The organism is Nitrospira sp. KM1, from assembly GCF_011405515.1.
Taxonomy (GTDB): Bacteria; Nitrospirota; Nitrospiria; order Nitrospirales; family Nitrospiraceae; genus Nitrospira_C.
In genome coordinates, this window is the sequence record NZ_AP022671.1 from 2325343 (window position 1) to 2346605 (window position 21263).

Genomic DNA, 21263 nt, shown 5'->3' on the forward strand with positions numbered 1-21263 from the left:
AGATTTACATTCCCGATTGAGGCCGCTCAGGCTCGGGAACTTTCTGAAACTCCTCGAGCGGATGAAAGTTCAGCGGCAGATTGAATAGATAGTCGGACACCGACCGCAGTTTAACGTGCTGATATTCCACGATCCAACTGCCGTCTTTCTTCGCGAGTTTCATTGGGAAATGAATGTCCGTCGCCACCCATTGATAGAACTGCTCTATCAACTCGCCTTGTTTCGTCGTCACTTCGTAGAGGACGGTTGGATGGCCTTCGCGCACTTCCCTGCCGATTTCCTGCCTGGCCACTTCCCCTTCCAGCGCTTCCGTCACATTCAGTTCCTGTTCCGCATCGTACGGAACTGTCTTGAAATGCTTCATGCGGGACAGCAGGAGCCACACCACCTGTTTATCTTTGCGCACGATGCTGACGTTCACGGGTCCCATCGAGTGATGCTCGATGCGCCACATTTGATCACGATAATAGATCGAGGCCTTTCGTGTATGGCCGTCGATCTTCGTAATCTGATCCGCTGTAAATTCCAATGCGAGGGTTTGGATCGAGAGTCCGAGCCACATGAGGGTCACGCCGATCATGAGAACGCAAAATCGCATAGCCGCCTATCGTATCATAACGAGCATGGACGGATGGTACCGGTCGACACCTCGCCGTTACATCATTTTCAACACGCCGGCGCCGCTAAACGAACCGGCCTTCAACGCCTGAAGCGCCTGATTGGCATCCCGCAGGCCAAAGCGCGTCGTCCTCGTCTTAATGGGAATTTCCGAAGCGACCGTTAACAGCTCCGATCCGTCCTGGCGGGTATTCGCGGTGACGCTGCGAAGCACGCGTTCGCCGAACAAGTCACGATCATAGTCAATCGATGGAATCGGACTCATGTGAATTCCGGCGATCGCCAGCGTGCCTCCCCGTTCCAAGGCCCTCAGCGCGGGCGGCACCAGTTCACCAGCCGGAGCGAATATGATCGATCCATGCAACCCGACAGGTGGAACGTCGGCGGCCCCTCCCACCCATCGAGCGCCAAGCTCGCGAGCCAATTGCCGATGTTCCGGCTTTAACGAACAGACATAGACCTCGCAGTCCCAATGGCGCGCGATCTGAATGGCAATGTGGGCGGATGCGCCGAAGCCGTACAGTCCAAGCCGCTGCCCCGGCCGAATTCCGCACTGCCGCAGCGCTCGATACCCGATGATGCCCGCGCAGAGGAGCGGGGCGGCCTCTTCGTCACCGAAAACCTCGGGAATCGCATACGCAAACGCTTCCGGAACGGTCGCGTATTCGGCAAATCCTCCGTTGACTTGATAGCCCGTAAACCGCGCGTCAAGACACAAATTCTCTCGTCCGCTGCGGCAAAAAGTGCACTGACCGCAGGTTCCTTGCAGCCATGCGATCCCAACCCGCTGGCCTACGGCGCGGTCGCGCACCGCCGAGCCGATCTCTTCAATGACGCCGACGGCCTGATGGCCAGGAATCAATGGAAGAGCGGGCCGATCGAGCTCACCTTCGATCACATGCAAATCAGTGCGGCACAAGCCGCACACCGTGATGCGTACCAGAACGTCCGTAGGGCCCGGCGCCGGAACCGGGACGGCGCAAAATTCCAACGGACTCCGCGCCACAGGGCCTGTGGCGTTGAGAACCATCGCGTGCATGAATCACATCTTTCCCGGATGCGATCGAAGACAGCTCCCGGGTCCTGCCGGACGCCGACCCGGCACCGTCAGGGTTGTTTGGCCTTGATGCATTCGACGTCCAGCTTGATATGAACATCGTCGCCAACGACGAATCCACCGCTGTCCAAGGCTTTGCTCCAGACCATGCCGAAGTCTTTTCGGTTCACCGTTCCCTCCCCGCTGAACCCCGCCCTGGTGTTGCCCCAAGGATCTTTGCTCACGCCGTTAAACGTGCCGGTCAACGTGACTTCTTTGGTCACGCCATGGAGTGTCAAATCTCCGACCGCAGTGTACCCGTCACCCGTTTTCTTGTAGTTCTTCATTTTGTAGGTCATGGTCGGATACTTTTCGACATCGAAAAAGTCTGGATTCTTCAGATGCGCATCCCGCTTTTCATGGTTAGTCGTGATCGATGCGGTCTTGATCGTGGCCTCGATAGCCTTGAACGTTCCCGCCTCGGCGTCCATCTCGGCGAAGCCTGTATAGTCCGTAAAACGTCCCGTCGTTTTCGACACGACCATGTGCGCGACGCGAAATTCCACGGTCGAGTGTTCGGGATCGACGTTCCAACGCGCGACCTCGCCTCGCGCGGAGAGAGGGATCAAACCGATCCATCCTGCCACAACGACTGAGAAGGCGCAGGTCCAAGTGCTGACTGAGCGAACGGATGTCTTCATGCTGCTCCTTTGCTATTTTTTGGGGGTAGTAGGCGGTTCATCGGACTTGCCGCCCGACTGATCGGTCACCTGCTGTACGTCGCGCGGCTTCGGTTTCAAACCGGTTCTCATGCGCACGTGGACATCGATGGAATCGTCTCCCAACTCGTTGGGGAACGGCGGGAACGGCTGGGCATTGATCACGGCGTGAATTCCGGCCTCATCGATTTCGCGGGCTCCGGATCCCTTTTCGATTTCGATCAGCTGAGCCCGGCCGGTGGAAAACAACCGGAACCGGACCTTGACGGTCTCGCTGCTCGGGCCGCGGCGTACCTCCCGCACCTGTTTGGCCCAGCTCCTGCTGACCAGATGACTCACATGGTGCCAATAGGCCTTCCCCTGCCCCGGCTCGGCCAACGGCATCAGGTCCTCCTCTGCCAGCGGTTCAGCGGTCACTGGTAGTACGTCGGGTTGAGATTCGTCCGGAGCAGCCTCGCCTGGTGTGGGGTCTTCAGACCGGGCCGACGTCGGCTGCTGATTGTCGGTGGGAACCTCCTGACGATCCAACGTGACATAGACGATGCGGCGCATGAATCGCTCGAACCTGTCCTGCCTAAATCGGGCAAACGTCACCTGAATGCGGGCGGCTTTCGGCTTGATGGAGGTGCGGCTCATCGGAATCGGTTCAAGGGTCAAGGTCGCCTTCAATCCGGAGGATTCGCTGTCCGGTTCCAACGTTGCCGTCTGCGATTCAAACAGTACCGACTCGCAGATCGCCACGACCGGAAGCGACCCTTGAGCGACTCCCCCCAAGATAATGTCCAATACGAGCGGCTGGCCGGTCTGGACATCGCCCGCGGTCCCGGTCTGGCTGAGCTCGAATCGCGTCCAACGTTTGGGAGGCGTCTGGCCGGCTGGGGAGGCTGCATCGGACTCAACGACGAGGAACAGCCCGGCAAGAATGGCCGAACCCAGCCCTGCCAAAAATAGGGGTTTCCGGTAAAGCCGAGCGGCCATAGGCGCATCCTACCCATGCCTCCAAGACGGGTGCAACCCGTTTTTTTCTCTCCTGTGTGGGCAAGACGGACGGGGTGAGCTACAATGTCGTCATGCGCGCTTTGATCAAGATTGCGCCGCAACCGGGACTGACACTCACGACATGCCCGGATCCCGCTCCTGGTCCATCCGACGCGGTGGTCCGTGTCAAAGCCACCTCACTGTGCGGCACCGACGCGCATATATACAATTGGGACACGTGGGCTCACAGCCGCATCCACCCCCCTCGTATCATCGGTCACGAGATGTGCGGCGAGGTGGTCGAAATCGGCTCCGACGTGACGTTGGTCAAACTGGGTGACTATGTGGCCGCCGAATCCCATCTGACGTGCGGGGAGTGTTTCCAATGCCGCACCGGACAGGCTCACGTATGCCGGAACTACCGTATCCTCGGAGTTGATCGCAATGGATCGTTCGCTGAGTATGTCGTCCTCCCCGAAAGCGTACTGTGGAAAACGTCGCCCTCGGTGCCTCCAGAATTTGCCTCGGTGCAGGAGCCGTTGGGTAATGCCGTGGATGCCGCACTGGTTGAAGATCTCACCGGACACACCGTGCTCATTACCGGATGCGGTCCGACGGGCTTGTTTGCCGCCGCGGTGGCCAGAACGGCGGGGGCGGCCACGATTATCGCCTCCGATATCAGCGAATACCGGCTGGCTCTGGCCAAGCAGGTCGGCGTGGACCACGTACTCAATCCCGGGATAGATGGTCCGGACCGTATCGCCGAGGCCATCCGTGAAATGACCTCCGGCGAAGGGGTCGACGCATCCCTTGAAATGTCGGGCAATCCCGATGCCCTGCATCAGGCGTTCCGTGCCGTCAAGAACGGAGGACGGGTGACCCTGTTTGGCATTCCGACAGGTCCGATCACATGCGATCTCGCCAATGAAATCATCTTCAAGGGCATCCGTGTCTACGGCATCACCGGCAGGAGGTTGTTCAGCACGTGGTATCGTCTGGGAGGCCTGTTGAAGGCCGGATTGAACATCAAACCGATTGTGACGCACACGATGCCGATGCACGATTTTGCGCGCGGGTTCGAGCTGATCAATTCGGGCCGATGCGGCAAAATCGTGTTGTTTCCCTGAAGCAGAAAAACCGACACCTCACCATGGCCTACCGATCATTTCACACCGTCGTCGAAGACGCATTACGCGACATCCGCTCGAAAGGGCTTCAGAAATCCGAGCGCCATCTTCTCGGCCCGCAAGGACCGAACATTCGCGTCTCGCAGGGAGACGTGTTGAACCTATGCGCCAACAATTATCTGGGCTTGGCCAATCATGCTGACTTGGTGAACGCGGCCATAGCCGGACTCCGCCGCTACGGGTACGGCATGGCTTCGGTCCGCTTCATCTGCGGAACCCAGGACCTTCATAGGGAACTTGAACAAGCCATCAGCGGCTTCCTCGGTACGGACAATACGATTCTTTACAGCTCATGTTTCGATGCAAACGGGGGTTTATTCGAGGTGCTGCTGGACGACCGTGACGCCATCATCAGCGATGCCCTGAACCATGCCAGCCTGATCGACGGGATCAGGCTCTGCAAGGCGAAGCGATTCCGGTATTCGCACTCGGACATGGCCGAACTCGAAGCCCGGTTGAACGAAGCTCGTCAATGCCGTCTTCGGCTCATCGCGACCGATGGGGTCTTCTCCATGGACGGCGACCTCGCCAAACTGGACCAGATCGTCGAACTCGCAGACCGCTATGACGCAGCAGTGGTCGTCGACGACAGTCATGCGACCGGCGTCCTGGGACGACAGGGACGGGGAACTCCGGATCATTTCGGAGTAGGCGAACGCGTGGAGATCGTGACAGGGACATTGGGGAAGTCGCTGGGAGGCGCGAGCGGTGGATTCACGTCGGGGAAAGCAAACCTGATCGAGATCCTTCGTCAACGATCCCGGCCCTATCTGTTTTCCAATGCGCTTCCCCCGGCGGTCGCTGCGGCATCTCTGCAGGCATTGGAACTCGTGCGGAAGGGCGACGACTTGCGGGCACGATTGTACGAACATGCCGCCTATTTCAGGCGCGCGCTGACAGGGCTCGGGTTCCGCCTCGTTCCGGGTGAGCACCCGATCATTCCGGTCCTGTTGGGCGATGCAGCCAGGGCGTCCGCCATGGCCGATGATCTATTGACGGAGGGGATCTACGTCGTGGGATTCAGTTACCCGGTCGTCCCGGAGGGCCAGGCACGGATCCGAGTCCAGATGTCGGCCGCCCACACGCGGACGCAGCTCGAACAGGCCGTCGCGGCGTTTGGACGAGTCGGCCGGCGTCTCCAAGTCATCTCTTGATCGACCCGCCATCAACCGGTTATGACCACGAACCATAGGGGTTGATGCATGGCAGAGGTGGAGTCGTTGAGACCTATTCCTTGATGGCCTGCGCTCGACGCTGGAGATAGGCGTTCCGAACGGCGGCGTACAAATCTAACGTGGCTTCTTCGACGCCCTGGTAATTTTCGAGGTTGCGAGACCGTTCGTTGACGATTTCACCTACCCGTGCGCCGATCTGCACCATACTTGTCGTAAACCTGTTTTTGTGCGCGATCACCGACGGCACACCCTCGACCTCGATGATCGGCACGACAAGCCAGTTGATCGGATTCAAAAAGATATCACCCACATACCCGACCAAGTCACGCACCGTGAACGGCTGCATGAACGGCACCATGACGTACGGCCCAGGTTTCATCCCGTAAAATCCCAACGTCTGTCCCAGATCCTCTTCGGGTGTGACCAGGTCGACCTCTTTGGCCAAATCGAAAAATCCCCCGATTCCAACCGTGCTGTTGAGCAGAAATCTTCCGACTTCGATGGTGGCACCTTTGGCCTTGCCTTGAAATACGTTATTCAGAAAACGAGGGGCAAACCGGAGGTTGTAAAACATATTGCTGATGCCGACCTGGACGAGGTCGGGTACGACAAAGTTGTATCCCTTGGCCACCGGCTTGAGAACGTACCGGTCGACGTGCCGATTGAACTCAAAGATTTTTGTGTTCAGCGGTTCCCAAGGATCGTACTCTTCTTGATCGCCGGCGTCTGAAAGATTGGCGAACGGGTCGATCGGCTCGTCCTCCACAGCATCGGTTCGGGGAGGCATGGGCGGAGCGGCCGCGGCCAGGAGAGGGTCCGCGCCTGTCGCTGACAGCGCGGAGGATGTCCCTGGAATGTCAAATAGGGAGCGGGTGCCTGATTGATCATGAATGGCCGGCGTGGAGGTCACCAACGCGGATTGCTCCGCGCACCCGCCGGCGAACAGGCACATGAACCACAGAGCGAACCAACGCCCACCTGTCACTACGACGCCCCCCCTGCATGACCGTTCGAACGATGACAATCGGGATCGGCCGTCATCGTTAAAACGTCGGGGCGCACTTTATCAAAAGTTTCGTCTATCACCAAACACTTCTTTCTTCATTGCGACGAAGCAGCCGGCGGTTGTCATGACCGGATGGCACGCATCGCAAATTCGGAGAGCGTTGTGAAATATGAGGCGCCGCCGACGTGATAGGTGTCGTTGTGGTTGGCGCCGGGAATAACCGTGAACGACTTCGGCGGTTTCGCCGCTTCAAACACCTGCCGTCCCAGTTCGAGAGGGATCACATCGTCCTGATCACCGTGAATGACGAGCTTCGGCAGCGACAAGTGCGGCAATCGGTCGATCAACCGAAATTCGGCTCCGATGAGCCAATGGACCGGCAGACCGGCATACAGGAACTTGCCGACGGCCTCCACCGACGGAAAGGCCGATTCGAGAATGAGGCCGGCGGCCGGCTTGCGGGCGGCGAGTTCACCTGCCACTGCGGCGCCCAGAGAGCGCCCGAATATCACAAGCCGTTCCCAGCGCAGCATCCGCACTCTTGTGAGATAATCGTAGGCTCCGATGGCATCCTCGTAGAGCCCCTTCTCCGAAGGGCGGCCCTGGCTGCGGCCGTATCCGCGATAATCGAAAATAAAGACAGAGAAGCCGTATGCGTAGAGTGCACGCAAATTCTCCAGGCGATGGATCACGTTACCCGCATTGCCATGACACCATAGTAAGACCGGGCGGTCTGCTGCGGTCTCTACATACCACCCAAACAATTTCGTCCCGTCTGCGGATGGAAACCAGATATCCTCCAGAGGCAACCCGCTGACCTGTTTCCAGTCCCGGTCCTGCCATGGATCTGGATGAAAGACGAACAGTTGGTCGAGAAGGCTCATCGCGTACCCGGGGCATGAATCAGGAGGATGAATCGACGGAGCATACCCGATCATCAGGATGTTACGGAAGATCGATTGCGCGGGGAACGAGACGGATGTCTTCATATCAAGGACAGGTCGCGGCGAACGGATTGCCCGTGTAGTGATCACCGCAATGAGAGCGATAGGTGCATTTGACACCGTCTGAGCGTCTGCTTGCCGTCGCGTAACGCCGGAGAACGTGTAGCTCCTAAAACCGAAGTCCTACTCCGATCAATCCGTAATGCGATCGGAAGTCGAGCGACATTCTTTGCCAGTGGTAATTCGCCGCAAGATATTTGTATTCCCCGAAGACAAATACCTTCTTCGACCAGTTCGACTGGACACCTGCGAGAAACTGATACCCGAACGTCGATGAACTCTCGAAATCCTTGTCCGGGCGCCCGGGAATGTCCGCGTGAGTCAGCACTCCTGAAGAGATTCCGCCTCCGACTCCACCGTAGGGGATCATCATCGGGAGATGGGGGTAGCGCACGATGAGATTGACCATGCTGTTGAACGCCCACAAATTCACACGGCCGACGGCTCCCGTGCCGGGACCGGTTGTCAGCGGGAGCGAGATATCCGTGCTTTGACCGATCGATTCGAGTTCAACTCCGACGAATCCCTTCGCGATTGACGGGAAAACGGCCACCTTGAGTCCGGCCCCCGCTCCGACACTGATTTTTGCGTCGGGCACCGTGCCCGTCTGGAAGAATACTCCATTATTGATCGGCCAACTTCCCAGTGCATACACACTCAAATACACATCGTTTCGCTCTTCGTCCTGCATATCCGAAGAGATGACCTCGGACGCGAAACATGAGCTGTGCGCCGCACAAGCAAAAAAGAACAGAAGCCGAAGGAACGGGCGACACATCGCATGTATTCGGTGGGACGTTGTCACGTCAACAACGCACAAAAAGAAAGGGGCCCTTGGGATGACCCCAAAGGCCCCTTGCAGACAGGCACGGAGTCAGACAGCTCAGCTGCCTTTGACGATCGTACACCATTCGCCGATGATTCCGAGAATGCTCTTGGCGTAATGGTCGATATGAGCCACGTTGGTAACACCGCCGGCCGCTTTGGCCGCCGAGATGCTCGCATCACCCGTCGCAACCCAGCCCAGGATTGTCTGACCGCAGGCTTTGCCTTCCTTCGGCGTGGCCGTGGAGGTGGTGGCGATCATTCCGTACTTCACTTCCGTATAAATGATGCCGACCATGGGCGATGCCACGGGCATACAGCCGGCCAACGTCATGCTGATAACGCTGACCATGGCGAACGACAACAGCACATAGGCTTTCTTCTTCATACTTTCCTCCTGTGAAAGTGTAGTTAAGGAATGCTGGCTGCGCTGATGAGACGTGGACAAGTCAATCATCACAGGCGCGAGTATATGCATAGCATCGGGTCCTGTCAATTTGCGTGTTGGGGCAGAACCTCAATGGGGACTTTATTTTCCATTATTTTGGCTGCTTGGGCAACAACCGGGAAGACAAAAAACCCTTAGATAATATGGTTCAAATGACCCTGTGTGAAATACCTCGTTTAAGGATACGGCTTGAGACACAATGGGACTCACGGTCGCATCCAATCGATCACCGATACGGACTGGAAGGCCTAGGGTGATAGTTGATTCATCGCCGGACGAGGAGTGTGACGTGGCATGAGCGGTATTCAACAGGCTCCGGAGCCCTACGATGTCCCGGATATTCCGTCGGGTCTCTCCGTCGCCTACATGCCCATTTCCCGGCTCAAGACCTGGCTAGAAAAAACCGGTGCGCAGATCTTCGTCATCATTGCGTTTGGCCGCACGCCGCTCCCTCTACTCGGCTGCCCGGTCCTCCTGTTGGATCTGCCTCAGCTGGAAGGTCCGCCGCTGTGTGAAGTCTGGTTTACCGATCAAGCGGTTCGAATCAATCATGCTTCGGAATTATCCTGGGTGATGACCAACGATCTGATGGTCGGCTTTCTGAACCTCCTGGAACGGCCCGGTGTCAGCCTCGATACGACCGTCCATTCCGCTTACACGCATCTGCTGGACCATCTCCGGCAGACCCGTTACCCGCATCTATGGAGGATCTGGAATTATTTTCCTCGCATCAACGAGATCAGCGGCGGACTCGAGCGATACCGCCGGTTTTGTGTCGGGCGACATCGCGCATTTTCAGCCGCGCTGCCCGACCTCGCTGATTCACTGCCGGCCGCCACAGCGGTGGGCACCGGATCCGGGCCGCTACAATTGCTGTTCATCGCCGGTGCCTGCCCTGCAGCCGGCCTTGGAAATCCGCGGCAAACGCATGCGTACGAATACCCGCGGATGTATGGGCCGGTCAGTCCGTCATTCTCCCGTGCCAGTCTCTGTCGCACCGGGGACGAGACGCACCTGCTCATCTCCGGCACCGCCAGCGTAATCGGACATGCCAGTACGCACATTGGCTTCCCAGAAGAACAGACCAAGGAAATAGTGCGCAACCTGCTCTGTCTTCTTGGACATGCCGGATCAGTGGCGCCCAGGCGATTCGGCGGCATGCGCAGCCGAGGGGCTTATAAGGTCTATGTGCGCCACGCCGACCACCTCCCGGCAATCCGCAAAGCTCTCGGACACTCTCCGTTGGCTTCGAATCATTTCATGTTTCTTCAGGCCGACCTGTGCCGGGAGGAGCTGCTGGTGGAAATCGAAGGCTCCGTCACCTCGTTCTGACGACGTGAGACGAACGAATACATCGGCGGGTTATAAGACAGTCCCTCATGCTCTGCAACGAGAATCCGTCACGCCACCATTTTTTGTGATCTGCCGAATGTCCGGCAGCGGCCGGAAATGGCCCGGGCGAGGTCCTTGCCGCATGGCCACGGTCCGGCACCCGCGTTGTTGGTTGGATCCAGGACTGCAACGCAACATCGGAGGGCCTTCTGGCGATCCTTCGCCAACCGTACCTCCGCCCTGACATCCCCATATTTATTAACAATCATAGGAGATATTCAAACAGGTCCTGACAGAGGGACGTGGACATGAGCGGCCGGATCAAAAAAAAGCCTGCACCGAGAACAGCACATCGTTGTCGCGATCACGATGGTTGTACTCCAGCCTGAGCGCCCAATTGCGGGCCAAGGTATATCGAGACCCGACGAACCATCGAATGTCGTCCGAATGTTCTCCTAACGCATACTTGAGATAGGTGCCTGATACCATGAATCTCCACTGCTCCGACAGGTCCACCAGATTTCCGATGCTCGCACCGCCTCCCACCCGATGGCGTTCTTCGTATGCACGGCTGTAATTGGCTTCGGCTTCGGCAAACGCAAACCACACCTCCTTCCGGAACCAGTGCGATTCGAGCGCGCCACCGACTCCCCCGCTCGCCACGGCGTTGCTGCAAAGTTGACACGTATTGTGTTTGATCGTCTGCATACCAAGATTGATCTTCCAGGACGGGACGTGAAATACCGAGTCGACCGGAGACAGCGACAGGACATTGGCCAGCGTGAAGCGTTCGAGTCTGGTTTGGTCCGCACGGTTGTAATGCCGCACTGTGAAGGAGGCGAGCTCGATCTGCGCGTTGGGGGTATATCCGGGTTCCGGATCCAGAAGATCGTGATACCCCGCCCGTACGGACAACTCTTCGAAGGTATCGTCGTTGCGCCATCCTCCGCCAAGACTGGCACGTGAGGTGTTGTGTCCCAACTCAGGCTGGTCGGCGAACGGCTTCACTGGAAACTCCGGTGATGGGATGCGGAGCTGGCTCCGTGCTGTTAAGACCGATTTGTTCCTGTCTCTAAGGTCCTGGGGGGAGGGATCGGCCGTATCAATTCGATATCGAAGATAATCGGATGCGAGGTCCAGCAGAAACGCCTGCTTGGGTTTGGCTAGTTCGATAAAGGCCGGAAGCGTCAATGCCGCCTCGTCCACGGCGAGACGCTGAGCGAGCGCCCGCTCGCTTGCCGTCAGTGATTCTCGCTTCCGGCGGATGACATTGCTGCGGGACGGCCGGTAGGCCACGTGACCAATCAAGCCCGGCTGGTCCGCGATGAGACGAACGGTATCGGCGGGAACGGTCCAGAAGAGGAATTGGTCCGTCAGATGCAGGGACGGATCAGCGTATTCCAACAATCCTAGCAGCTGGTACGAACAATTCTCTTTGAAAAAGAAATAGTCGAATGACGCATTACCAAGCTCCCATGCGTGCATGAGTAACCGGGTGACCTGTTGCTCCGTCAGGTTCAGGCGATATTCCCAGATATCCCGATTCTCGATGTCGCGATATTCCTGGACCTTTAGATAATAGGGAATGGTGGAAAAGTAGCCGTTGTATCCGCCGAAGATGCCGAGTATCGCGTACTCGAGGCCGGCGTCGGACGCGACGTCCGCCGCATAATTGATGGTGTAGGCAAGAATTCTTGTCTGCTCGGTCTGGCCCTTTTGATCAACGCGAAGAAACGTGTGCCCGAACATCGAGGCCGGATTGTTCATAAACGCGGACGGGAAAATGAGCGAAATGGATTCCGCATGGAATTCCGTCAGCCAGCGTTCAAACCGTGGGCAGGTCATCGGCTTGAGACGTTCGTCATCGATGGCCAGGGTGGTCTTGAGCCATCGATACCGCGCGACGAAGGCGCACTGCGCAGGTTGTCGAGACCGTCCGACATCCTCGGATAAGAACAACTGTCTGATCGTCGCTTCGAGTTCGGCGTCCGGATTCGTTTTCCCCTCCGGAGACATGAAAAATCCGGGGTCGTCCTGTTCACTCGTAAACCCGCCGAACCAGTTCCTCCGATAGTGAAGCAACAGATGCCATTCGCGAGATTCGGCCAGCCGATTGAGCTTCGCGGCGTGAATCAGTTCGTCAGCATACGAAGTCCCGGAGATCTCTTCGGCCCGGACGGACCCTATAGCGAGAAGCATCAGCAGCGCAATGAGAACGAGGATGTTCACGGGAGGAGTAGCCGGAATCGACGGGGCTCCGGCGCGAGCCGAAGCCCCCGGCGATGACTAGCGGAGAGAGGCTTGAGCAAGAACGGGACTCTTCGCTATGGCGTCATTCAATGATTTGACGAGTGCCGATGAAGAAGTTTCTCCTGCTTGAACCAGATACAGATATCGCTCCTGAGCCATGGCAAAGAAAGCAGGATGCTGTTCAGCCGGAACGTCCATCAGGGTCGCAAGTGACGCGAGGTGTTCTCCACCACCTTGCGCCATTTCTTGGGTGAGATTTTCGAAATTGAGCAACGCAAACATCGTCGTTTGACTGTCGGCCCACACTTGACCGTCGTTTGTGCACCCGGACGTACCGGAGCTGATGCCGAAGGTCCCGCTGCCGAACGTCCCGTTCGTCGTTGCCATGAGGACCTGCGGTGCAATATTTTTTTGGTGTTTGAAATCCGCGAACGCCAGCTTGCCGAGCCCACAGCCGGGTCCTGTGTCCGGGTTGGCCGCAAACACAACGCCCGCCTGCGCCCCGATCAAGAGCGCTGCCGCCGACAATATGAGCAATTTGCGCCTCATACTTCCTCCTCTGATGGTTGATGCCCGAGGTGTCCGATGACTAAGAACGAATTATAGCCGAATGCGAACGATAAACTAGGGCAATCTTTTCGCTTTGGCCCGATTTCTGGACGGACGCTCTGGAAGCCGGATCGATCGATATCTTGCCCTTGTTCCATCTATGGTAAGAATGCCGATCTTTCGAGGAAGCGAAAATCGTTTGGGTCCGGCCGACCCCGGATTGATCATCAATGTCCCTTCAAGACGATGGATAGTCGGCCGGTGTGTGTGGCCAAATATACAGATGTCAGGTCCGGTGCGGGTCAGAAAATCCAGCCCATCTCTTGTCAGCGTTCCACTTTCATAGACGACATGGCGAACAGCGATTCGCTTTCTCCCGACGCGCAGAATCGCTTCCATCGCAATGCCGCTCTTCCGATATCCGTCCACATTGCCGGAAACCATCACAACCGGCGCGATCTCTTGCAGCTGTTCGATGACAGCCGGATCACCGATGTCGCCGGCATGGATGATCCGGTCTACTCCATTGAAATGTCGCCGGACTGAGGGATCGAAGAATCCGTGCGTATCGGCAATGAGTCCGATGCGGTAGGGCATATCTCTCTTTCTCGGTCACGCGCTGTTGAATACTATGGCGATGCCTGCACGGCTTTCCAGTCAAACGAGAACGGGTCAGATGCCTGCCGGGGAAGCGCGGCCGTTTCAGCCTTCAACCGGGCGGCTCTGCCGTCGCTCATCGGATGGGTCGAAAGAATTTCAACACGTCCCTTTTCCTGTTCCGCGAGACGTTCGAAAAACCGAATCATACCGTTCGGATCGATCCGAGCCCGATGCAGCAACCGAAGGCCTGCGACATCGGCTTCGGTTTCCTGGGCGCGACCGAATTTGAGCGTAAACAGTTCGACCCCGAGCTGTTTCATCAGCCCGGCCAGGCCCTGTTGATCTCCCATGACAATCGTGGCCGCAACCACACCGAGTTGTTTGACGATGCGATTCAGCCCGTGTCGAAGCAACACGTGATTGATTTCATGGCCGAGAACTCCCGCGACCTCCTCACCGCTTTCAGCTTTGGACAGGAGGCCGGTAAATACCACGATGTATCCGCCGGGAAGGGCAAAGGCGTTCACGACATCGCTTTTGACCACCGTGACTTCGAATTTGTAGGGACTGTGGGGAATCTGTTCTGTGAGACGTTTGGCAATCTCCGTGACGGCCGCCACGGCATGTCCGTCTTTGACAACGGTGTGTTGGGCCAGAAAGTCGCGATAGGCTGTGTCCCCGAGCTTGTGCTCCCAGTCGACCGGTATCCGGTCGACGGCCGCTTCCACGAGCAGATCGGATCCGAACCAGAGAAGCAAGGCAATCGCTCCGATAATTCCAGCCGTGACGGCCCATATCATGCGCTGTCGCTTCCGCATGTTCCGGACCGCCGTTGCAGTCAGCTCGAGTTCTCTGGTCAGGTCCGAAGGTGCAGATTGTCGGAACGCGGTGATGAGGATGGGATCGCGAAGAAATACCTGCCGGTCCTCCCCCGCCTCCACCCATTTAACAACCAGCTGATCGTGGTGCAATCCCCCGGCGGATACCGAGAGTTCCGAAAACGGCACGGTTGTCGTCCAGGGCTGAACCGATGAGGTGAACATGGAGACGGTCATCCCCGAAGATGAGACCGAGACAAAACAGGGAGCCCCGGTAGCGGGAAAATCCTTGCTGAAACACAATGCGTTGGGCTCGGGATGACTCATCAGAGTACGGAGTATATACCGATGAGAGGAGCGGCCTTCCGCTCAAGCTTGCGCAGTTTGGCCAGGCACTATTCCGATACAGGCAGAAATTGTCTTATCCAAGCACCGAAGCTTCCCGGGTTTCGACTCTGAATGAAGACGACTCCTGGTCCACGGAACCGGCAGACAAAACCCTCACCGGAGGTAAAGCTGGCAACCCAGCCTGAGGTAGCACGTTCGATGTGATAGGACGTCGTCGATGACCAGGCGACCAGATGACTGTTGTCGACGATGTACTCCTGGTCCGGCCGGAGTTCGATCTTGTGAATCGCGCCGAAGCTGTTCAAGATCAGTGCACCCTTGCCGCTGATTTTCAAAATGAAAAACCCTTCACCGCCTAATAGACCGCGGCTGAGGCTTTGCATCTGGCTCTCGATTTTGATCGACTCGGCTCCTGCAAGAAATCCATCTTTCTGGACCATATATTCGTTGAGTCCATCGAGTTCCAACACGACAATCTCTCCGGGAACGGTCGGCGCCAGGAGCACTTCTCCAGGCCCGCGATTCGCCTTCAACGTTTGAAAGAAAAACTTTTCTCCCGTCAGCAGCTTTCGCGACAATGCTCCCAAAAACCCGCCTTCCATCTTGCTTTCGATATCAATCGTGGGTGACGACGCGACCATCGCGCCCGACTCGGCCTTGATATTTTCTCCGGCTGCAAGATCGACCCGCACCATCGGAAATGCGCCGGGATAGAGGATTTCACTTTTCATCCTGTTTCTCCATGCTACATCTTGCGGCCAGTATTGCCGTTCGATTATGCGGGAGGGTCACGGGGAAACCCATCCGTACAATCGGTGACTGGGTTCCGGTCCCTCTTGGAGATAGCTCATCCGCATACGACCAACATAGTCCTGGGGAACGGCTTGGCGCACAGCCGAAACGTCAATGCCGAAGACTCGCGCCGCATTCAGCCCGAACACCTTAGCCTTCACCTCGTCCGTCAGCGGCTGGTATCCGTGCTTCTCAATGACGTGATCCGGCATCGTGAATCGCCTGAATGCCTCAATTTGCCACTGCGGGGTTCCGGACCAAATCGAATCCGTTCCCCAGAGCACATGGTCGGTGCCAAACGAATCGATGATCTGTCCGAGGAGATGTGCACACACCAATGGATGAACAGTCACCAATTGCGCGAACGTCGATCCCAGTTCCATATAGATATTCCGGATCTCCGGATGCGCACGCTTCATCTTGCAGAATTCAGTCGTCCATGGGATCTCTCCCGTGGTCGTCCATACCTGCTCAATTGAACCTGCGCCCTTGAATCCCGAATGGTAGACCAGGAAATCGATATCGGGGAAGTCCTTGGCCGCTTTGATGAGATCCTTGGGGTGGTTATAGTCCTCGACGGGACCGAGTGGAAGACCCTTGTGAATACACACTTTCGTAACGTTGAGTTTCTTCGCCTGCTCCAACATCGGATACGCCAACTTCTCGTCGTCCATCCACCACCCGCGGTCAAACCCTTTGGGACAGGAACCGGTATAGCCCTTCCAGGCGTCGACCTTGAGCGTCTCGGCCTGCATGGCCATGAATTCCAAATCGGCCTTCCCCAATTGCGGCGTCACCAATCCGTGAGCCAGCATCCGTTGCGATCCAGCCAATCGATTGATCTCGTCACGGATATGGGCCATCTCTTTCGGAGGAACCACGGCTTCCTGCGGATAGGGACCAGGCGGCGTACTGATCAAGCCGATCGACGTCTCGCTGTCCAGAAAAATTTCCTTCACGAAGTTCTGCCAGGATAGATCGTCGATGGTATCGCGATCGTTGCGCAAGAGAGGATTTAAGCCCGTTTCACGCGCGCGCCGTCGCAAGCCGATCAAGGCCTCTCTGGTGACAGCACCCTTCCTCCCCTTATCCGGATCGGTTTGTCCGAATCTGGAACTGACGTAATGCGTCTGGACATCGAAGATGAATCGAGAGGAGCCTTGTTGGGCGGCAAATGCATCCGATTCGTAGAGTTCTTCATTGAGCACGTTGAAGAACCGACCGAATACCGTATTCATGGCGATCAGCGCGGCCGCCATTCCACCGGAGGTCTTCAAGAAACTCCGACGGGTCATGCCCGCACGTGTCGAGGCGCGAAGACTCATCGCCTCGATGAGATGCTCGACGGTTTCTTGTTCCTTCGTTTGAGGAAGCGGAACGAATTCCTCGTTGGACACGTGGCGTGTGGGAATCGGCCCTACCGATACGTGCCCTCGCCGGAAGCGAGGGGACCGACCTTTGAAATCATCGTGCTGCATGTGGATTGCATCCTCTCTATAAGGCAGGGTGTCGATTGTGTGGAAATTGCAGACCGACTGTCAATAGCGACGGGAGACGTTCTTTCAATAGCATTCCGTGTACAGCGAAGGAGAGACAGGTGCGACGAGTGCCTGCGGGGTAAAGACGGAGTTTTGGGCGACTGCCCTACTTGGAAGTGCGCTTGCTTTCCGCGCGATCCACCATTGACGGGATCGATACCGCAACATCGTATCGAGGATCACCCTCCTGATCTTTGCCATCACGACCCACGCTGTAGAGGAGCCGCTTCTGTTGATTCACCAACATTGGTAGGCCTGTAAATGGATCATAGTACGCCTGACCAGCCTTCGCGAGACGGGCGAGAAAATCTGCGTCCTGTGGACCGCGACGCACCCAAGCCTGAAGGCTGGCCAGCCGCAGTTGTGCATCGGTTTCTACCATTTTCCCGACATACGGATCCCATGACGGAACCGGCTCGAGTCCGGCTAGCAGTTCAACGGGATTGCTCAGATAGTCCATGACGCCGCTCGCGGGATTCCGGACGAAGGCGGAGGATTTCGGCAGGCTTACATATCGACCTTCCGCCACGGCCTTGTTTGCTGCATCGTAATATTCGGCATAGGCGTTTGCTCGACGCTGAACGGGAAGCGGCAAGGCCGCAGCAAGGGTTCCATACAGAAGGCGCTCTTCTCCGCGGTCCTTCTTCAGTTCTCCCGAAACGTTTCGCATCGCCCATATGAGATGGCTTTGCATCGGCCATTTGACAGACAGCTCGGCTTGATCGAGTGGTCGAACAAGCTTCGAAAGCCGAGCCAGCGAGGGACCATCGAGGTCGGGACGCGTCAACAGACTAGACACCAGAGCGGTATCGTCATGAATAGCGGCGGCCGCCATCATTTTCACCATGAGGGTCCTTGATTGACTCAGAGCCCCCCGCCACGCCTCCATATCTTTTTCCAGCCGTCCAATGCCAGCCGCGCCGTCTTGATTGAATCCTTCCAGAACAAACAATCTGTGAATCAGAAGAACGCGGCTGCAATCCGGGCTGGCAAGAGTTCCGTAACCCCAATCATCGAATGGCATGCCGAGCCATTGCTGATATCGGGACAGAACAGATGATTCCTTTGAGACGAGCGGTTTGATTGTCTCGGCTTGTCCTTTGAGCCGGGCCAAAGGATCCGCACTCCTGAACCATGCATTGACGGCATTCGCCGGAGCACTACCTCCATTCGGCGTCCCTGCGATGTCGGCCTCATGGAGACAGGACAGCGCCAGCGAACTATCCTGCTCCGTAGGCTTGCGTTCGTACCCGGCCTGAATCGGATCCTGTCCCGGCGGTGAATCCAGCCCGAGAAGCAACAGATACCCGTTTTTTGCCTGATCGGTGACAACACGTTGTGGAGAGGCCGTCATGGACTGGTATCGAGGTGAAGGCGATTCCTCCATTGCAATCCAAACGAGCGCGATCGTTCCGATCCCGAGGGCGGCCATGAATAGGCAGAGCGTGACGATGCTGACGCAGAGGAGGACGAACGCTCGAGTCGTGGAGAAACAGGATACGACCAGCGACTGCAATGCAATCCGAAGCCTGGCAAGACGTATGGCTGTTCTAGACCTCGGCTTGGCGTACGTCATTCGATCATGTGTCGGCCCATCGTCCATGCGTGCCGTCTGGTTGAACAAGACATCGACCGCAGAGGCGACTCGTGATGAGGGAAGGGCTACATGATCGTCTTTCGCTTCCGGAGAGACTGCTTCTAGAGACGACGGGTTGACTGCCTCGGACTGCCTGAGCTGAATAGCATCAACAGCCTGAGCCCACTCAGGCCTGGTATCGATTGGAGGTTCGGAAAGGAGTTCATCGGCAATCAATGGTTCGTCAGAAACCGATTCGTCGTGGTGACCTAATTCGGATGGTGTGGCGGCGGGCGTTTCATCAATGGGCGGCTGTTCCTTGTCCCATTTGTTCTTTTTGGCCGAAGGCCGGTGTAACTGAACCGACACCTCTCCCGTATTCCACGGCGACAGACTATTTGTCGACGTCGCTTCGAAGGTTGTATCCGGAGAAGGTTGGAGCGATGCACCGATGTCGGTGCGCAGGGCTGGGATGTCTGATGAAGAAATATTCGGAGCCGGTACGGCCTCGGCAACCGGTGCGATGGTCTCGCCTTGATCCTCCTCTACCGGCTGACTGTCGCGGGAAATCTGAACGTCAGCCGGTTGATCGTTGACTTTCTCTTCAATGAAGTCACGGTCTTCAGGTGGAACAGAGACAATCTGTTCCGCCACTGGCGGGACGGGAGATACGGGAGATAATGTATCGGCAGGAGGATAGGAAACGTACGAAAACTCGCTGTGCTCGCCTATGGCAGTGGAATTCTGGATGACGGGCTCTTGGATGACCGCCCTTTCTTCTTTGGTCTGCGGTTCGGCGATACGAAACGACTCATGTCCGACATCTTGCACCGCGTTCTCGTTGGAAGTGGGAACGCTTGTCTCGGTTGAAACCACGTCTCCCGGTTGAGGATCAACGTATTGGCCATTAGTGTTCGGAGTGATGTCCGGAATGTCTTGCAGGCTTGATGGAAAAGTCTGAATAGTTTGCTCGATCTCCGCCGATACACTTCCGGTATTTGCTTCGAGTTGGGTGGACTCGCCTTGAGAGTCACTTGACTGCCCCTTTTCGTTGTCAGTAACCACCGGTGCGGGAGTTTCGGTCCCGATGGCGATCTTCCAGGCGGTATCGAAAATGGCGGTCCATGAAAATGAGGAAGGATGAACCGGTGAGGCAACGGGTGGCTGGGCTGCTCTAGAGGCATCAGGAGCGGTCGGTGCGGTCGGCTCCGAGAGGGGCACATCAGGAGGGCTCGGCAGGAGACCTGGCTCAGGCTGTGAGAGGACAGCCGCGGCCTCGACTCCAACTGACGTCGTCTCAGGAACCTCTAAACCGAACGTCTCCGCCCCCGGCTGATCGGTGACAGATTCGACCGGCATTTCTCTTTCGACAATCTGAAGGGCGGCGTCGGCGACGTGTTCCCATGGCATCCGAGCCAGAATGGATTCGGGCTCTGTAGCCGTTGACGCGGTCGACTCATGCAAGGCGATCTCGTGTTCGGGCTCTTCTGCCGCGCGGACAGATAAGAGCGGTTCCGCGGGAACGGACTCCTGCTCGGGTGCCTGGATTTCGAGCGGTTGAGTACAATCGAGCGATGAAAGAGCCTCGTGGGAAGAGGCGCTGGTTGCCTCCGGCGAGTCTTTAAGCGATGACTCGACTGAATCAGCGGAGTGCAGGCTCGGCAATGGACTGTCCGGGAGAGAAAGGTCATCCGACACAGGGAGAGGGTGGGGCGTCAGTTCCGGCTCTTGAGACGAGAAGAGTTTAGAGGGTGAGCGGGGCTCTGACGAAAGCTCCTCATCCGGCCGTTCCCAAGGCATCAGTTCAGCCGGAGGTTCGGCGGCTGGTGTGGGATCTGATGGGGGACTTACGGCCTGCTCTTCACCATCATGTGGACGGGCAACGCGAAATTCACCTGTCTGCACGTCAAATGACGATGAAAATTGAAAGGCAACCGGACTTGCCGGTGCCAGCGCTCTGACTTTTTTATACAGCTGAGCGGACTTTTGAGGATTGTCGGGGTCCGGATCTTCCAACAGGATTTCTATGGCTTTGCCCAGTTCGGTAACCGCCGCCATCTCATCGCCTTTTTCCTGATACACATGGGCCAGTTGTTCGAGAAAGGGTATGCATCGTGGTCCGGCCGCCAGATATTCCCTTAGAAGCGACTCTGCAAGCCAATAGTCTTGCCGTCCTATCGCCTCGTTGGCTAACGATTCGAAGGCCTCCCTGGCCGTTACGAGGCTTCCCAGACGAAGATGCAAGGTGGCGAATAGACGACGGGCTTCAGTATTCTGTGGATCAAGAGACAGGAGTTCTTTTAACGCGGCCGAAGACCGTCCATACTTACCGTTATTCATGTGGGTGATGGCTTCTTCGAGAAGAGCACTCTTGCGGCTGTATCCGACGACGCCCTGCTTGTGTCCCCGGGAGGACCCTTTTTTCTCCTGCTTATGTGATGTTTTTTTGTCAGTCCGCACGCTA

18 protein-coding genes are annotated in these 21263 nt (G+C 57.1%); 3 read left to right on the forward strand and 15 right to left on the reverse strand.

Annotated features, from left to right (window positions below; genetic code table 11):
• Positions 1 to 4: 4 nt before the first annotated feature.
• From W02_RS10720 to W02_RS10735, 4 genes are all read right to left on the reverse strand, one after another.
• On the reverse strand, positions 5 to 598 hold the full coding sequence (locus tag W02_RS10720; protein ID WP_173047512.1) for a hypothetical protein: 594 nt from the start codon (positions 596 to 598) through the stop codon (positions 5 to 7).
• 57 nt (positions 599 to 655) lie between these two features.
• Entirely contained in the window at positions 656 to 1657 is a 1002-nt protein-coding gene (locus W02_RS10725; RefSeq protein WP_173047514.1) for a zinc-dependent alcohol dehydrogenase family protein, read from the reverse strand.
• Between the two features lie 68 nt (positions 1658 to 1725).
• On the reverse strand, positions 1726 to 2355 hold the full coding sequence (locus W02_RS10730) for a YceI family protein (RefSeq protein ID WP_173047516.1): 630 nt from the start codon (positions 2353 to 2355) through the stop codon (positions 1726 to 1728).
• 12 nt (positions 2356 to 2367) lie between these two features.
• A complete protein-coding gene (locus tag W02_RS10735; RefSeq protein ID WP_173047518.1) occupies positions 2368 to 3351 on the reverse strand; it encodes an energy transducer TonB in 984 nt (327 codons plus the stop codon).
• Positions 3352 to 3443: 92 nt separating this feature from the next.
• Between W02_RS10735 and tdh the strand changes: the two genes are divergently transcribed.
• Together tdh and W02_RS10745 are read left to right on the forward strand one after the other, a co-directional pair.
• On the forward strand, positions 3444 to 4478 hold the full coding sequence (gene tdh, locus W02_RS10740) for an L-threonine 3-dehydrogenase (protein WP_173047520.1): 1035 nt from the start codon (positions 3444 to 3446) through the stop codon (positions 4476 to 4478).
• A gap of 23 nt (positions 4479 to 4501) precedes the next feature.
• The gene (locus W02_RS10745; protein WP_173047522.1) at positions 4502 to 5692 is read left to right on the forward strand and encodes a glycine C-acetyltransferase; all 1191 of its coding nucleotides are present in this window, start codon (positions 4502 to 4504) and stop codon (positions 5690 to 5692) included.
• Positions 5693 to 5765: 73 nt separating this feature from the next.
• On the opposite strand, the gene W02_RS10750 is transcribed toward W02_RS10745, so the two are convergent.
• The 4 genes from W02_RS10750 to W02_RS10765 all read right to left on the reverse strand — a co-directional run bounded on the left by W02_RS10750 (position 5766) and on the right by W02_RS10765 (position 8936).
• Positions 5766 to 6698: a VacJ family lipoprotein gene (locus W02_RS10750; protein WP_173047524.1), complete on the reverse strand. Its 933-nt coding sequence runs from the start codon at positions 6696 to 6698 to the stop codon at positions 5766 to 5768.
• A gap of 143 nt (positions 6699 to 6841) precedes the next feature.
• Positions 6842 to 7708: an alpha/beta hydrolase gene (locus W02_RS10755; protein WP_232068516.1), complete on the reverse strand. Its 867-nt coding sequence runs from the start codon at positions 7706 to 7708 to the stop codon at positions 6842 to 6844.
• A gap of 124 nt (positions 7709 to 7832) precedes the next feature.
• On the reverse strand, positions 7833 to 8414 hold the full coding sequence (locus W02_RS10760) for an outer membrane protein (protein ID WP_173047526.1): 582 nt from the start codon (positions 8412 to 8414) through the stop codon (positions 7833 to 7835).
• 192 nt (positions 8415 to 8606) lie between these two features.
• A complete protein-coding gene (locus tag W02_RS10765) occupies positions 8607 to 8936 on the reverse strand; it encodes a TRL-like family protein (protein ID WP_173047528.1) in 330 nt (109 codons plus the stop codon).
• Positions 8937 to 9290: 354 nt separating this feature from the next.
• Here W02_RS10765 and W02_RS10770 point away from each other — a divergent pair, with 354 nt between their 5' ends.
• Positions 9291 to 10328 carry a hypothetical protein gene (locus W02_RS10770; protein WP_173047530.1) on the forward strand — a complete coding sequence of 346 codons (1038 nt, stop codon included), beginning with the start codon at positions 9291 to 9293 and terminating at the stop codon, positions 10326 to 10328.
• Between the two features lie 321 nt (positions 10329 to 10649).
• Here W02_RS10770 and W02_RS10775 read toward each other — a convergent pair whose 3' ends face one another.
• The 7 genes from W02_RS10775 to W02_RS10805 all read right to left on the reverse strand — a co-directional run bounded on the left by W02_RS10775 (position 10650) and on the right by W02_RS10805 (position 21259).
• Complete coding sequence (locus W02_RS10775) at positions 10650 to 12557, reverse strand: DUF4105 domain-containing protein (RefSeq protein WP_232068517.1); 1908 nt, start codon at positions 12555 to 12557, stop codon at positions 10650 to 10652.
• 57 nt (positions 12558 to 12614) lie between these two features.
• On the reverse strand, positions 12615 to 13127 hold the full coding sequence (locus tag W02_RS10780; RefSeq protein WP_173047532.1) for a DUF3015 domain-containing protein: 513 nt from the start codon (positions 13125 to 13127) through the stop codon (positions 12615 to 12617).
• A 75-nt stretch (positions 13128 to 13202) separates the two neighbouring features.
• Entirely contained in the window at positions 13203 to 13724 is a 522-nt protein-coding gene (locus W02_RS10785; RefSeq protein WP_173047534.1) for a metallophosphoesterase, read from the reverse strand.
• Positions 13725 to 13756: 32 nt separating this feature from the next.
• A complete protein-coding gene (locus tag W02_RS10790; protein WP_173047536.1) occupies positions 13757 to 14770 on the reverse strand; it encodes a M48 family metallopeptidase in 1014 nt (337 codons plus the stop codon).
• A 170-nt stretch (positions 14771 to 14940) separates the two neighbouring features.
• Positions 14941 to 15624 carry a TIGR00266 family protein gene (locus tag W02_RS10795; RefSeq protein ID WP_173047537.1) on the reverse strand — a complete coding sequence of 228 codons (684 nt, stop codon included), beginning with the start codon at positions 15622 to 15624 and terminating at the stop codon, positions 14941 to 14943.
• Positions 15625 to 15681: 57 nt separating this feature from the next.
• Entirely contained in the window at positions 15682 to 17163 is a 1482-nt protein-coding gene (locus W02_RS10800; RefSeq protein ID WP_173047539.1) for an amidohydrolase family protein, read from the reverse strand.
• Between the two features lie 166 nt (positions 17164 to 17329).
• Positions 17330 to 21259 (reverse strand): lipopolysaccharide assembly protein LapB, encoded by a 3930-nt coding sequence (locus tag W02_RS10805; RefSeq protein WP_173047541.1) that lies wholly within the window; start codon positions 21257 to 21259, stop codon positions 17330 to 17332.
• Between the last annotated feature and the right edge of the window lie 4 nt (positions 21260 to 21263).